Annotated in this window: 11 protein-coding genes; all 11 read right to left on the bottom strand. The window is 42.1% G+C overall.

What is annotated here, in order from left to right; genetic code table 11:
* Nucleotides 1–12 precede the first annotated feature (12 nt).
* A complete protein-coding gene (locus F1644_RS16775) occupies nt 13–1,566 on the bottom strand; it encodes a PKD-like family lipoprotein (protein WP_245168592.1) in 1,554 nt (517 codons plus the stop codon).
* An 8-nt stretch (nt 1,567–1,574) separates the two neighbouring features.
* Nucleotides 1,575–2,342 (bottom strand): DUF4843 domain-containing protein, encoded by a 768-nt coding sequence (locus tag F1644_RS16770; RefSeq protein ID WP_087420836.1) that lies wholly within the window; start codon nt 2,340–2,342, stop codon nt 1,575–1,577.
* Between the two features lie 8 nt (nt 2,343–2,350).
* Nucleotides 2,351–3,796 (bottom strand): RagB/SusD family nutrient uptake outer membrane protein, encoded by a 1,446-nt coding sequence (locus tag F1644_RS16765; RefSeq protein WP_118305314.1) that lies wholly within the window; start codon nt 3,794–3,796, stop codon nt 2,351–2,353.
* A gap of 18 nt (nt 3,797–3,814) precedes the next feature.
* The gene (locus tag F1644_RS16760; RefSeq protein ID WP_158572021.1) at nt 3,815–7,117 is read right to left on the bottom strand and encodes a SusC/RagA family TonB-linked outer membrane protein; all 3,303 of its coding nucleotides are present in this window, start codon (nt 7,115–7,117) and stop codon (nt 3,815–3,817) included.
* 143 nt (nt 7,118–7,260) lie between these two features.
* Nucleotides 7,261–8,442, bottom strand: coding sequence for a FecR family protein (locus F1644_RS16755; protein ID WP_118305312.1), 1,182 nt, complete (start codon nt 8,440–8,442; stop codon nt 7,261–7,263).
* Between the two features lie 98 nt (nt 8,443–8,540).
* The gene (locus F1644_RS16750; protein ID WP_087420832.1) at nt 8,541–9,092 is read right to left on the bottom strand and encodes a sigma-70 family RNA polymerase sigma factor; all 552 of its coding nucleotides are present in this window, start codon (nt 9,090–9,092) and stop codon (nt 8,541–8,543) included.
* A 66-nt stretch (nt 9,093–9,158) separates the two neighbouring features.
* Complete coding sequence (locus F1644_RS16745; protein WP_087420831.1) at nt 9,159–10,286, bottom strand: AAA family ATPase; 1,128 nt, start codon at nt 10,284–10,286, stop codon at nt 9,159–9,161.
* A 140-nt stretch (nt 10,287–10,426) separates the two neighbouring features.
* Nucleotides 10,427–11,560: a peroxiredoxin family protein gene (locus tag F1644_RS16740; protein ID WP_158572022.1), complete on the bottom strand. Its 1,134-nt coding sequence runs from the start codon at nt 11,558–11,560 to the stop codon at nt 10,427–10,429.
* Between the two features lie 30 nt (nt 11,561–11,590).
* Nucleotides 11,591–12,718, bottom strand: a complete 1,128-nt coding sequence (locus tag F1644_RS16735) for a TlpA family protein disulfide reductase (RefSeq protein WP_158572023.1) — start codon at nt 12,716–12,718, stop codon at nt 11,591–11,593.
* An 11-nt stretch (nt 12,719–12,729) separates the two neighbouring features.
* Nucleotides 12,730–13,680 carry a hypothetical protein gene (locus tag F1644_RS16730; protein ID WP_118305309.1) on the bottom strand — a complete coding sequence of 317 codons (951 nt, stop codon included), beginning with the start codon at nt 13,678–13,680 and terminating at the stop codon, nt 12,730–12,732.
* Nucleotides 13,681–13,695: 15 nt separating this feature from the next.
* Nucleotides 13,696–15,273 carry a RagB/SusD family nutrient uptake outer membrane protein gene (locus F1644_RS16725; protein WP_118305308.1) on the bottom strand — a complete coding sequence of 526 codons (1,578 nt, stop codon included), beginning with the start codon at nt 15,271–15,273 and terminating at the stop codon, nt 13,696–13,698.
* Between the last annotated feature and the right edge of the window lie 3 nt (nt 15,274–15,276).

The following is a 15,276-nucleotide window of genomic DNA, read 5'->3' as shown; positions in this document are numbered from 1 at the left end:
ATTACAAATTAATTAATTCATTTTCCACCCCATATCTTTTATTTTCCCGAAACCGGAAAACTCTTTTTGACTACTTTTGTCCACGGCTCCACTGGAAGGATTTACCTTTAGTTGGTACACGGTCCCATTCCCGGTCGATTCATTATAAGTTGCGATATACAATATTTCACAATCATTGACTGGCACCTTAACCATGAGACCCGTACCTTGGTATTTTTGTAAACGCACGCAAGTTACCGTCTCTCCATCCGGAGCCTCCCACACGGGATCTCCTGAAGCATTCGACACCTTATAGTCGTATAGGTAAACCCCGTTTCCTGCTGCATAATAAAAGATTTCTCCCTTATATCCTGCAGTCACAGAAGTGATACCCTCGGTCACACCTTTACAATTCATCATATCATATTTCCCCACGCCAATTGTACTTTGCGTCATGAAACCACAAAAATCAGCAATCAACAAGTAATAATGATTTTCACCTTCTTTCATGAGTATATACTCGTAATTATTTCTTCCATAATCACTCATCACCAACTCCATTCCTACATTATTACAATCAAATGCCACTCCTTCAGCCTGATCCGGCAAAGTAGAAACTTCAGTCCGATTTGATTTCACACACATAAAACGTTGTGCCGTTTGGTCATACACAACCCCGCTATAAGCCGTACTCATACTAGCACACCAATTCGCCAATTCGCCATAATTACCCGTACAAGGAACTCCAAAAAACAAATTCGTTCTATTAGATCCGCTCGTGGAAAAATTAACCGCATGTGCCTTCCCATCATTTAATAAAAACTCTCTCTTATTAAAGAAAGACATGTAATAATTAGGAGCTTTCACCTCCGGAGCCGTCCAAAATAAATCCTCAAATGCATACAATTTATTAAACGACAAGGGATCAACCGCAACCATATCTTTATCAGAAACAATCATAACAACTTCAGGCTTCGTCACCATTGAATAAAATAACCTCAAAGGTTTTCCTGCTAAAGATTCGTGATTATATGCGGAATAAATATCTACCCATTCTTGTTCTTTCGTGACATCCGGAGCAATCAGTTTATTCGTGATCAATCCTACATCCGTTTTTCCATCTTTTTCATACAACACCATCCATCCCTCACTTAGACCTGAATTCACTTTCAACCCGAATTTCATGAACGTACGTATATCTGTCCGTTTATTCAGCACGGTAAACACAAGCTCCCATTGCCTCTCATCCAAATCCACGGGAATTTTCAATTCAATCTGTTTCGCAATTGTATCTCTATCTGCAATCGGAGTCTCCGTTCCCTGCTGGTAAACGACCCAATTAAATTCCAAATCTGGAAATTGTGTTTCAGAACCATTTACTAATTTCCCTTCGTAATACACCTTTAAAGGTATCTCCAATATCTCCAAGCGGGAGATAGAATAATTCGCCTGAATCAACCCACCGGAAGAATCAATTACAATTTCATCCAAATCATGATAATCATAATTGCCTTTATCGTCGTAACAAGACCATAATCCTAGACTGGCAACAATTGATAATATTATATATTTTAGTATCTTCATCATCTCATTCTTTAAAAAGTTATAGGTCCATTTTCATCTGACAAAGGACGATCGGGATTTTCTGGATTATTATTATATTCTTCCACGGCCAACCGAAGCTTTGCCTGTAAATACTGCGCCTCGAAATAAGAAATCTCATGAGGTGGAATCGGTGTCCCTTGATAAATAACTCGAGAAATCACTTTACCCGTAACCTTAATCATAAACTGATATTTCGTCCGGCTATAAGTCCCGAAAAAGTTTTTCAGCGGCATATAAGTCTCCGGATCTTCATCCCAGTATGCCGGTTTTTCCTCTCGATCCTTAACGATCAATTTTAACGTGGCATACTCCTTAACTCCGGTCTCTAATTTAACATTTTCCTTCAATGCTAAAGCAAGAGTAAACGCTTTATCCTTAAAATCAGAAGTATTTTTCAGATAAATCGGATAGTACCCCCCGGTAGTCCCAGCTTTCAATACATACGACGGTAGCACGTAGTGCTTATCGACAATTACCGAGGATACATCCCCTCCAGTCACTTCCAAGTCAAAAGTACAATCCTCCTCCAAAGGAACTCCGGCTAATTTCACGTAGAACGTTACAGAATCCAAATCTGTTCCCAAAGGACGATAGGCATAATTATATTCCGTACTATCCACTCTCCCTTCCGTTGACTCCGAACCAAACCAAAGATTCAACACTCTTGAACTCTCATCATACATCAGTTTATTATCCTCTTCACAGGCACATAGCATCCATGCCATGATAAGCCCTAACCATATAATTTGTTTCTTCATAATTTTTTCTATTTATTACTAACCCAACCCGGGTTCTGCAATTCATCTTTCGGAATCGGAAGTTTGTATACACCCGAGCCAACAGCATCCACATCTGTCCGCTTAATTGACAGGGAATTCAAACGTTTATAATAGAAGAACAATTGTCCCTCCCCTATCACCTCTTTACGGAATTCTGATAACAACAGTGCATCAAAATTAACCAGATCACTCTCGCTCAATTCTGTAACTCCCCGATGACGACGGACTTCATTCAATGCCCCCAATACATCCCCGGAAGTATGATGACGACATTCTGCCAGAATATAATACATTTCCGGCAAACGAATCATTGCCATCTTATTTCGATAAGAATCAGGCCAAGATGTGGAAACATCCCCGGTCAACTGGTCATATTTCATCAAATAACGCAAAGAATTGCTTAACCCGGTACCACTCTTGAATTGATACAAATAACGATAATCCTGTGCAGACTCGTAATACTCCAGTAAATTTGTTTCATCTAAAGCAAATCCCAAATTTCCCCCGGTAAAGTATTTCTCTGCCCGACTTCCCAAATTTACAACATTCAAGGCAAACAAATGCTCCGTGGAAAACGTCAAATCTGCCATTTTAGCATTCGTCAGATTTTCCTGTTTCACCCATTCAAAGCGACCGGACTCGATCACCTCCGATGCACAAAGAGCCGCATTCTGATAATCCTTTTTATACAAATATACACGTGCCATCAAGCCTTTCACCGCATAATAATTCAGGTGTACCTGCCGATTCAACAAATACCCGTTATCATCTGTTTCCGTTACGATTTTTCCCGTCAATATCGGATCATTCTTCAGGTAATCCAATGAAGCGGTCAAATCTCCCAACACCTTCGTAATAACGCCCCCCACCGAGTCTTGTGGATATATATTCGAAGTATAAGCCGTCACGTAAGGAATAGCCGCCTTTTTAGGATTTTCGGCATAACTGGCTCCAAACAACCGTAATAAATCGAAATGCAGGAATCCACGCAAAGCCAATGCCTCACCCTTGATCATATCATAATTTATCCCGGTAAACATAGATTCTTTCCCTTCTATCTCCTCCAACAATTTATTTGTATTGGCAATAGCATTATACAAACCACACCACAAAGAATCGATTCGTACTTCGGGTCTCGTATTCTCGTATTTATAATTCAGATCATCGGTATAATCCGTAGGTTGACTATCCCACTCCTGCCCCAAAACACCCAACATACCGAAAGTCATCTCCTTCCCGTAAAGATACTCCTGCGTCATAATACTATACACTCCTGACAATGCCTCTTTAAAACCCATTTCCGAAGAAAACAAATCCTTATCTTTCACCTGAGACTTCGGGTCCACATCCAGCCAATCATTACAAGCTGCCAAGGTCAACAGTACGATGCCAAACCACAAGCTTTTTCCGTAATTATTTATTCTATTTCTCATAATTCAATCTTGTTAGCGTTAAAACGTTGCCTGTAATCCCAAGGAATAAGTTCTGGCAAACGGGTATTCTAATCCTCGTTCAGTCTTCACCGATGATACCCGGAACACATCCGTCATATAGAATGACAATTTCAAACGTTCTACATATTTGGTTATATTCAAATGCCTGAAATCATACGATAGATTCAACGACGCCAGCGACAATTCATTCTGTCTCTCCACGAAACGGTCCGTCGGCCGGGTCGTGGTAGGCGTGTCTGTAATCTTTTTAAAGAAAGTGACATCACCTGATTCTTTCCAAGTCCCCGTAAATACCCGACGGTCCACGTTATATTGAATGTCCACGTTCTCAACCCGATCAACCAACGTCTGATTGTAATAATCTCCACCCAGTTTATAACTGAAAGAACAATTCAACGAAATTCCCTTGTACTCTGCATTAAACCCAAAATTACCTTGAAACTTCGGATTCGACTCTCCACACACGACCTGATCATTGATATTCCACACGTAAGTCTTTTCACCATTACGATCCAGAAACATTTCATTCCCTGTTGTCGGATCTATTCCCAACGAACGCACCGCCCAAATTGCACTGGTTGATTGTCCTTCTTCAAAACGGGTATATGGTTTCGAAGGATTCACCCCCTCGTCATTCTGAGCCTCATTTGATTTAGTCAATGCATCCGAAATCTTCACAATTTTATTTTTATTATGAGATATTGAACCAAAAATCGTAAAATAAGCATCAAGATCCGTATTATCGTACATTCTCCAGCTCAACGTGGCATCAAATCCTTTATTCTGGACTTCCCCCAAATTCTCTTTAAAAGTATTGAACCCCGTGGAACCCGATAAATCAAAATCAACCAACAGATTATCCGTGTTACTGATATAATAGTCAAAACGTAAAGTCAATCCTTTCAACAATTGAGCATCAAACCCCATGTTAATATCCCGGGTCCGCTGCCATTTCAATTTGTCATTTGCCATCCCCATCAAATACGCACCCACAATATTATCATACTCGGCATTGGTGAAATACTTGTATGTCGCCATTGCCTGATAAGGATTGAAATTCTGGCTTCCAGTATATCCCATGGATGCTCGTAGTTTCAACTGTTTCAACCACTCTTTATCTTTCAGGAAACTCTCGTAATGCATATTCCAACCGATACCTGCCGACCAGAAACCTCCCCAGCGGTTATCAGCCCCGTACACGGAAGACCCGCTCAACCGGTAGGAAGCATCCGCCAGATAACGATTGTCATAAGAATAGTTGATCGCACCAACTACACCAATCTCCCTCGTTGTTGTTTCATCACCCGACGGACTGCCATTCTCCGCATATTGTTTTGCAAAAGCCACATGATCCACCTTATCATTCAAAAAGCCCCAAGCCTCCATTCCGTGATAATCATAACTATCCTGTTGTAGATTCCAGTTCAGATTGGCAAATAACAAATGCTTATCCCACTGTTTCGAATAATTAAATGTAGCATCTATTTTCAACGTCTTATTTGTCCCGTCCTTTATATAATATGCCCCTCGCTTGAAATAATTATCTCCAGTCCACTCAGCAAACTTCGTGTGATTCCCGGGATAAAAATCTTCCCGGCTATCCTGTTTTTGCGTGTACCCGAAACGACCGATAAACTTCAAATCCTTGTACATTTGCCATTCCATATAGAAATTATCCGTAATCTCCGTGTATTTCGAGAAGTTTTTTGTCCCTAATGTTGCGTTATACAACGGATTATAATACATAGTTTCGCTTTGCCAATCGGCTTTTTGGAATGAGCCTAAAACTCGTTTCAAATTGCCATTCTCGTCCCGAGGAGTCCAATAAGGATTTAATTTCGTGTACTCTGAAAAACTCCCGTAAGGAGAATCGTTCGCTTTATTGAAGGTAACGCTCAATACATTTCTAAAGACCAAACTTTTATAACGATAGGACAGCGTAACAGCCCCAGCCACATTTTCCCTATCGGAACCTTTCATGACACCGGGCACCTTATTATAGGAAACGTCAACTCCATAACGCAAATAATCATCACCACCTTCCAGATACAAAGAATGTTTATGTCCCACCCCGGTTCGCAAAGGTTTTGCTAGCCAATAGGTATCCACCCCGCGAGCAATCTCACTTTTAAGTTGATTGTATAATTCCAGCCGAAACTGATCATCTTTCGGATAATATGCCTTATAACGTCCGGCATCCCATTCTACCTGTAACTTTTCCTCCGCATTACACAAGTCATAACTGCTTAAATCAGGCCCCGTTATATTCAAATCTCCGGAATAGGTCACTTTCAACATTCCTTTTTCAGGCTGTACAGTCTCAATAACAACCACCCCGTTAGCCGCACGAGAACCGTAAATAGCCTTAGCCGCCGCATCTTTCAAAAGTGTTACGGAAGCCACCCGGTTCATGTCTAAATCAAACACTTTTTCCACGGTTGCCTCGAAACCATCCAAAATAAATAACGGTTGGTTTGGATTCGACTCATATTCACCTTTCACGTTTGGTAAACTGGAGGCACCACGAATTTGGATATCCGGTGTCCGGTTCGGGTCGGAACCGAAATCCACGTTCTCCATGACCATGAATGAAGGGTCCATATTTTTTAAACTCTGCAATATATTTTGATTTCCTAATCGTTTCAAATCCGCCTGCTTAAAGGTTGTTGCGGCTCCGGTAAAACTCTCCGCCTTTCGTGTGAAAATACCAGTTATAACCACTTCTTCCATCTCACTCACCTCATCCTCCAGCACGATACTCAACATTTTCTCTCCTTTCCACACGACTTCTTTCGTGGTCATACCCACGAAAGAAAACACCAGAACCACCGAATCACGTTTAGGAATCGTGATCGAAAAATCTCCATCATTCGCAGTAGCCACCCCCGTTGTGGTACCTTTCAACACCACGGTTACCCCAGGAAGACCGTTTCCGTAAGAATCTTTCACGACACCATTTATCGTCACCGATTTTAAACTATCTGAAACAGAAGACGATAAATTCCGTTTAATAACAACCACTTTCCCCTGTATTTCATAGGAAAGATTCGTTCCTCTCAACACGTCATTCAGAATCTTCTCCAAAGGAGCATCTTTAAACACGGCATCCACCTTATTACTCCCCGCAACATCCGTTACATTATAGAAAAACGTGATGTCACTCTTTTTCTCTAAAGCCCAGAGCACCTCTTCCAACGTCACACCCTTCAGCTCCAAGCTCATTCTAGCATGTTGCGCCCGTACATTTGCCGATATTGACATAACGGAACATAATAACAAACACGTACATAGTTTCATCATCCTAAAAATTTTTACATACATTTCCCCGTGGGGAAAGTATTCTTTCCACTTTTTTTTCATAACTTTGTCATACAACTTTAATTAAAAACACTTTATATCAAAGTGAAAGTCTTAACAGGTGATGTTCGCAGCATCACCTGTTTTTATTTCACCCCTAGAACTATTCGTTTTCCATTTACCTCCACCGTTAACTTATCCGTGGCCCGCAACACATTCAGAATCGGTGTTATATCTTCGCTACGATCCAATTTCCCGGCAAAGGCCATATTTTTAATTGACTCATCCAAATAAAACACTTCCATGTCATACCACCGAGCCAACGTTTTCATAATATCTTCTAATCGATCCTGCCGGAACAGGAATTGACCGTTCTTCCACGCCACAAACAAATCCGGATCAACCTCCCGTACCTGCAATTTTACATTCTCCCGACTCCACTCTGCCTGTTGATTAGGTTCGATCTCTATTTTTTCTTTTTTATCAATCCCCGCAAAAACAGCCACTTTTCCTCGCAATAAAGTCGTCTGAACATTCAATTCATCCGGATAAGCCTTCACGTTAAATTCCGTTCCAGTCACAAGTACATCCATATCCTTTGTCTTGACAATGAACGGATGTTCTTTAGAGGCGGTCACCTGAAAATACGCTTCTCCCTCCAAAGTAACTTCCCGTTTCTCTCCGACAAATTTTTGAGGATACGTGATAACACTCTCCGCATTTAGATATACCCAAGTCCCATCACTCAAAATCAAGTTATATTCCCCTCCCGTGGGAACAATAATTTTATTCATAACCTCTTTGTCGCCTCCCCCTGTATTTCGCCTATACTCTATTCGGGAAGAATCATTTACAATCACGATTCCACTTTCTTCCAAAGCTTTATTCACATTCCGATTACTCAATTCAATCTCTCTCCCATCACCTAAAATCAACAATGCTTTTGCTTTTCCCGGTTCTATCGTTGTCTGAGCTATTTCAGTGACACCAACCTCTTCTCGTTCGTTCATCCAGATTCCAATACCAACAACACATAACACGAAAATAGCCGCAGCATATCCCCAGAGCCAATGAATCATCCTCCGTTTACCCCCTAGTCCTAATTCCCGTTCACAAACAGCCATGTATTTTCTGACATCAATAGACTCCCGCTTCTCTATATATTGCCTCACCCGTTCCCGTCTCACCAACTCATCATAAAGCGTACTGTTGTCCGGGGATGCTTGAATCCACTCCTGCAACTCTTGTTTTTCATGATCACTCAATCCCTCCCAAAGTTGCTTGGCAATCAACTGGCAAATTCTCTTATTTCGTGAAATTACATCCATATTTTCATCTTAGTTACATCTATATAACAACTGAAAAAATGAAAACGATGAATCACCCTTCAAAAAAAATACAATTTTAACATTTGGAATCACACCCATTAATGTAAGCTGGTATAATCCAGCAAGAAAAGAAGATAAAAATAATCTCGGAGCAACCCTTTCAACTTCTTGTAAGCGTTTTGCTTTAGCGTCCGCACGGAATTTATCGATATCCCTAATTGTTCGGCAATCTCCCCATTCGAAAGTTCCTGAAGAGACAATAATATAACTTTCTTCGATTGCGGAGCAAGCTCATCAATCGCTTTGTAAACAATTGAATACACCTCTTCTTCAATCACATTATCCCGCAAGTACTCTTCCGACTCCAACATTCCTCGTTTCACGTACTGGGACACGATGGAATCATGTTTCAACTTATTCAAAGCCAAATTCCTCGCCATAGTATACAAAAACCCCCTCACTTTATCCTCCGTCTCGAATGTCATATCCCCACGCCACAACTGGATAAAACACTCTTGAGCAACGTCTGCCGCCGCCTCCATATCATTCAGGTACTTATCGGCAAACATCACGATGGAAGAGAAATTCCCTTCAAAAAAGGCCTTGAATACCAACCTGTCCTTACCATTTATCCCAGTTAATACATCCATGAAGGAGTTTTTACCAATAACAACCAACTCAATTATTTTCCCAAAAGTAGGAAATATCTTGATATATCAATAATTCTCTTTCAGCCAAATAGCCAAAAAACGATCATACACCTGATAGACATCCTGTTCCCGGGTAACGAAATCCTTTTCCAACAGCCCTTTCAACGCAGCCTGCACGGAACTTGGTGAATGCAACTTATATTTTTTGACAAAAGAACCGGAAGTAATTTCAGTAGCCTTTCCCTCTTTCGTGATAGCAATCAAAAGTTCTTTTTGCTTTTCCGGAAGACGAAATAGAATCTCGGAATACGTGTACCGATATGATTCGATAACACTCTTCAAAGCCTCGTCCACCATCCCCATCGAACATACTCCCTTCACAGGGGTCATATTATATAACACGTGCAACATCTTCTGCATATACCACGTGATTCCCTCGAACTGATTGTATATAAACGTAACCACCTCCGGTAATATCACCCGATTCCCTCGCCCAAAATGATACTCTGCAAAAGCCGTATATTTCCCTAACGGGATACTATCTAAATGCATCATGGACACGCTTTGATAAAAAGGACGGGCCGGACTTTGAAAGATATTTCCCATCGTGTGACGCTGACTCCCGGCAAAAATGAATCGTGCATTATTACAATGCTGAATGTAGGTTCGCAAAATAGCCTCCACATTTTTTTCTGCATAGCCCGCCACCTGTTGAAATTCATCAAAAGCCACGATACAAGGCTTATCTGCTTTCTCTAAATACTCGAAAATCTCCTCCAGCGTGGCATTAGCTTCTTGAATATCCCCCAACCCGAACGTCAAAGAAGGATTACCACTAATATCGAAAGAGACTCCCGCATGTAAAGATTTCATGTAATACCAAAACTTCTCAATCGCTTTTTTCCCTTTAGGCTTCAATGACTCGAAAATCACCTTACTCAAAGAAAAAACAAAATCCCGTAATGACTTGGTAGCATAAATATCCACGAAGAACGTGTAGTAATCATGCACGATCTCATCCTGTTGAAAACAATGCTGAATCAACCCGGTTTTACCCATTCTCCGCGTAGAAATTAACGCAAGATTATTTCCCGAAATTTCTTGTATTAACCGTTCACTTTCCTCCTCTCGATCACAAAAAAATTCAGGAGAAATATAGCCACTTGTCACAAAAGGATTCTTATTAATAACCATAATCCGTCATTTTATTACGCAAATATAATTATTATAAGATAATAATGCAAGTATAATAAACAAAACATGGTACCCCACCGAGTACCATGTCCGACACCTAAAATGTCACATCTAAAAACAGTTATCTAAAACGAGACTTTCTACCGGGCAAAAAGCTCATCCATCTTTTTGGACAGAGCCTCTCCCCGTAAATCCTGTGCAATAATCTTTCCGTCCTTATCGATGATATACATCCGCGGGATTCCGGTTACCCGGAAACGCTGAGCTATCGGGCAATCGAACTTGTTCAGCGTCGAAACGTGGTTCCAGTTCAACTCGTTTTTCTCGATGGCATTCACCCACGGTTCTTTCTTCGAATCCAGCGAGACACCGAGAATCTCCAAGCCCTTATCATGATATTTCCTGTAAATCTCCTTCACGTTAGGCATTTCCGCCATACACGGCCCGCACCACGAGGCCCAGAAATCCAGTAACACGATGCGTCCTCGCAAATCATACAAGGACAACTCCCGGCCACTGGGAGTTGTCGCTTTAAAGTTGGGAGCAACACCCCCAACACTCACCATACCCATCTCGTCTATTTTCTTTTTCAACTCGATACCCGGTGCAGATTGTTTCACCCGGTCGGTCAAATTATTGTAAAAACCTTGAACTTCCTCGAACGTATAGTTATCCATCAAATGGCTCTCGAAAAAATAAGTCGATGCGTAAGAATTACGGGTCGTATCCATGTAATTATTCACGGCGGCAATCAAAGAACTATCCAGAAGAGTAAACACCCGTTTCAACGAATCCACGGCCTCCGGATCGTCATAATCAACTTTACTGGCCGCCATCATCTTCCCCAACTGCATAAAAGAAATTGTCGTTTTCAAACTACTCCCTTTTTCCAAAAACTCCTGTTCCCTATTCCCCGTGCAAGTCACCGTCACCGAAGTCGAGGTTTTTCCTTTCCACTCCTTTGTTGTTTCTTCAAACATAACGTTCATTGGTTCTCCATCCACGATAATCTCCTTCCTCTTGTCTGAATTATAAACTAATACCATTTTCTGCACCCGATCCACGTTCCCTTTCAACAAGAACGTGAAATCCGGGGCTACCACAGCGGAATCCACCGCCCGGAACTCTTTATTCCCGACAATCTCACTCAAATAAATCTTCTTTCCTTCCCCGTTTTCCCAAGTCCCCGCGATCCGGTAAGAAACACCCCTCGAACACGAGAACACTAACGTGCAACACGCCAACACAAATATCCCTCTCGTCAACATTTTCATTCTATTTTGCTTTATCATTCCTTTTCAATATTATTCTTCAAACAACTCGTCTATTTTTTCCCGCAATTCTTCCCCCCGCAGATCTTTTGCGATAATCTTCCCGTCTTTACCAATGATATACAACTTCGGGATCGCCACCACTTGGTACAATTTAGCTACCGGACAACGATTCATCCCCTTCAAAGAAGAAACATGATGCCATACCAAACCGGCTCTTTCAATCGCCCTCTCCCAGTTGGCCTTATTATTATCCATCGACACCCCCACGATTTCCAATCCCCGGTCATGGTATTTTTCGTAGATAGCCTTCACGTTAGGCATCTCGTCCATACACGGCCCACACCATGACGCCCAAAAATCGATCAACACGATATGTCCACGCAAATCCTTCAACGCAAGCTTTCCTCCATCAGGAGTTGTCAATTCGAATTCAGGAGCCGGGCTACCGGGAGCCAACCGTTTCAACTGGGCAATACGCTCTCCCATCTCTTTTCCCTTCTCCGTCTGTTTCACCCGATCCGTGAAACGATCGTAAAATGCGGCGATTTGCTCCAAAGACATCATACGCAACATATTCACCTCGATAAAAAACGGAGCTACATCGCTATCACCATACGATTGTAAAAATGCCTCCATCTGATCCCGTTGCTCTTTCGCGACTCGTTCTATTTCTTGGGCAATAGAATCCCGTTTTTGCCGAGTATCAGCCCTCTTCAACGAAATTCCTAACCCTCCCAAAGAAAAATTACGAATATAATCATCACCCCAAAACTGAATCATCGCTTGCGCTGCAGCCTGATCCCTTGTTTCATTCTCCAACACGTAAGGCCCGGACGGATTCTTGTATGAATACTCGGACTCTTTGATCGTCAGCCGCAAGGGTTTCCCGTCCAGAAAGATCGTCCGGAACCCATTCTTCGCACTCATCAACATCGCACATTTTTTCTTGTTGACTTCCCCGCGTAAAGCAAACGTTCCGTCGTCGGCCACGACCACCGAATCCAAGAACTCGCCCTCGACATTACCATCTTCCAACGTCCGCACACTAATCGTCCTGCCTGCACCGTTTTCCCAAACACCCGTAATATCATACGTGATTTGAGAATAGGCTGTCCCCCAAAGGAGACAGCACATCATCAAACTTAAAAATCCTCTCATCATCATCTATTTTATTCTTTATCAAAATAACCGGCAGGGAGCGGATCATTCGGGCAGAACGAATTCTGCAAGGCAACCGGGTCCATCTCCATCTCTTTAACCATAAAATCAGCGATCAGGAAAGCTCTCTGTTTCACAACATCGAAACGGGCAAAAATACGATCCATCTCACTTTTCGGAGTTGACATCAAGAATGAAAGATAATCTCCCAAATCCTTCCCATCCTTATGCGGCATAAAATAACCATACTCCAGGAAAGCATCCGATCCAACCAAACCATTCGTGTACAACACGTAATGATAAGCATCAAACTCTCCTTCCGGATCAGCATCCTCCTCTTCATCAAACATATAAATAAACTGATACGTTACCAAGGCGAAGAACTCATCCGGAACCTCCATCGTGTTATATATATTATTCATAATTGCCGTCACGATTTCCGAATTCATGGAATTCCAATCACTATCCGTGAAAGCTTCCATCTTCACTCCGACATTCGAAACCGCCAAACCATGATTATTTGTCACTAACGTGTTTACCAGATTCGATTTATTATAAGAAGACGTATTACAAATAGAATCTACCAGATAAATCTTCTTCGGCAGGAACTTAGCAATAAATGCCTCCGGATAACCGGCAAACACTTTCTCCAGCATAAACGTCACCATTTGAGCCGCATGATCCTTATTCCCGCTCTTCACGGGAGCGTACCAGTAAACCGTCCGCCCGTTCCAAGTGGTATAAAACTCCGTCTGATCAAAATCGTACAGCACGAACGAACCGTATTTCTCGTACACGGAATAAATCAACTCTTCCAACGAGCCCTCCTCCCCGCGAGGTAAATCAAAAGGAGGATTCCCCAATTCCGGTATCGGGTTTATTGAATCTTCCGATCCACATGAGGCCATTCCCGACAGGAATAAAGCCAACATGATATATATCGCCATTTTCATCGTTTTCATCTCTATCTATCATTATTAATTTCCAACAATTGTTTCTCTGGAATTATTCGTCATTCCGTCATTGTATTCCGTTTCGGAAAGCGGGATCGGTAATAAATAATTCGGACTTCCCTGTTTCAGTACAAATGTCTTTGATGAAGTCATTGAAGAATAGAATTCATGCTTCACCTCGGGCATCCCCTGACGACGCATATCCCAAAAACGCATGGCCTCCTCGAAACAAAGTTCCCGACGGCGTTCCTCCCAGATAAATTGAATCAAATCTTCTCGCGAGGCAAAATCCGCAACGTTCTTCGCCTGATAAGTATCCCTAGAAATTTTCTTTACCCGCAACTGATTCAACCAATTAATCGCAGTCTGGCTCACCCCGTTCTCCTTCCTAGCATACGCCTCGGCCAGATTCAAATACACCTCCGGACTTCGCCAACATTCACGGGCCTCTCCTTCACTCGTTGACAAATAACGATCCGACTTCATCGGAAGAGCCTGTCCCGAAAAATACTCCGGCCTTAACCTCGTTCCGCCTAATTTAAACAACCGGGCAAAATAAACCTCTTTACGCAAATCCCCATCCTCGTACAAATTCAATAACGCATCGTCTCCCGTCCATGACGTATGGAACCCCAGCGTGTAATTCGTGTAAAATAGATTAGGAGCCAGATAATTAAACTTATTATCATTCTTACTAAAAAGGAACACCGTCTCGTCAATCGCAATCTGGTTAATCCAGAACGTTCCGCCAGAAGATCCCGGTAATCCGCAAGTCTCCCGATCAACATCATTCAAATCATAGAGTTCATTGCCACCTAGATTGATAAACTCTTCCGAAGTACGAATCACCTCCTCCCAATCCTCTTGGAACAAGGCCACCCGGGATGCCAGAAAATAAATAGCCGCAGGCGTGATCTCCCATTTCGTGTAATTCGTACTCGCACTCTCCAGATATTTCTCCGCATTCTTCAAATCCTCATTCATCAACGCGTAAATCTCTCCCACCGTGGCCCGCTCCGTCGGGCTGACATCCACGACCGGGGAAATACGTTTGATCACACCCAACTTATTCTTGTTCTCTTCCGACCAAGGTGTGCCATACGTGTTTACGAGACAAAAATAATGATAAGCCCGTAAAGCATACGTCTGTGCCGCCAGCTTGCAATAAGTCCCGTATTCACTCGCCTCGTATTTCATGTCCGGCAAGGCATCAACGATAATATTACACGCCAAAATATTCTTATAACGGGCATCCCAAAAATTATCCGTGATATACTGGGAATAATCCGCCCACCACGTGTACACCATCTCCCCGTAACCCATACCGGGATCGAAATCGTCAATAAACGTCACCTTACTATTGTTATACATCGACTCGTCATAATATAACGGCCCCATCTCCACGTCGTCCGTCATCAGATGAATCCATTCGATCTGGGATGCAAACTTATCCGGATAACCCTCTCCCAATAATATCGGGACATAATCATTCACCAGTGAAGGAATTAACAAATCATCGGAATCTTCCTTCAAATAATCATCACAAGCCGACAAAAAACACGGCAAGAACAAGGTTAGAATATATATATTTACTTTTTTCATAAC

The sequence above is a fragment of the Butyricimonas paravirosa genome, assembly GCF_032878955.1.
Lineage (GTDB): Bacteria > Bacteroidota > Bacteroidia > Bacteroidales > Marinifilaceae > Butyricimonas > Butyricimonas paravirosa.
This window is presented reverse-complemented; position numbering and strand designations above follow the sequence as displayed.